Origin of the sequence: Piscinibacter defluvii, from assembly GCF_004011805.1 — a bacterium.
Classification (GTDB): Bacteria; Pseudomonadota; Gammaproteobacteria; order Burkholderiales; family Burkholderiaceae_C; genus Piscinibacter; species Piscinibacter defluvii.
Map to the genome: position 1 here is coordinate 1 of NZ_RCHJ01000137.1, position 589 is coordinate 589.

At 60.6% G+C, this 589-nt stretch carries 1 protein-coding gene; it reads right to left on the reverse strand.

All coding sequences use genetic code 11. The features are described 5' to 3' along the window. Positions 1-169: 169 nt before the first annotated feature. Positions 170-589: hypothetical protein (locus D9C15_RS33850; RefSeq protein WP_205854989.1), on the reverse strand; the 420-nt coding region annotated here is incomplete at its 5' end.

Sequence of the window (589 nt, forward strand, 5' to 3'; positions counted from 1 at the left end):
CACCGCGATCGATCGACCGCAGGAACAAACCTCCACCACTTGAGTGCCTCGCGTACCGACGCAGCGAACGGCTCCATCCCTGCAGGTACATCGACACTCGCTACTTCGAACTCGCCCCCTTCGTGGACGACGCCAGAAACGTCGACCCGAACGCCGGGAGGTTCCGCGCTCACTCCCTTGGGGAATTCGGGCGCCATGACTGTGAGTGGGGTCGCCGCGCGTATCGGAACCGACAGTGCTGATTGAGCAACCGCAGCGTGGAGGGGTAGGCAGCGTGACTGCAACCCGAAGAAAGCAGTACTTCGACCGCGTCCACCATGGCGACGATCTGCTTCAGAAGCACACCGCAAACAACGACTTCTGCCATCTTCTTGGGGCTCGAGTCGTATGCTCGAACTACCAAGTTGGAGCCGTAGTTGGCCAAGTCCTGAAGCAAGGCCAACTGCCCGCTGAAGTGCTTCTGAGCGACTTGAATCGCCTCGTCTCGATTGAGAATCGCTGGGTGCGGAGCTTCCTGCATCTTGCGCCTTCTAACGTTTGAGCTGAGGCGCAGGCGCCGGGAAGGCACTTGGCCCGCGGGACGGATGAT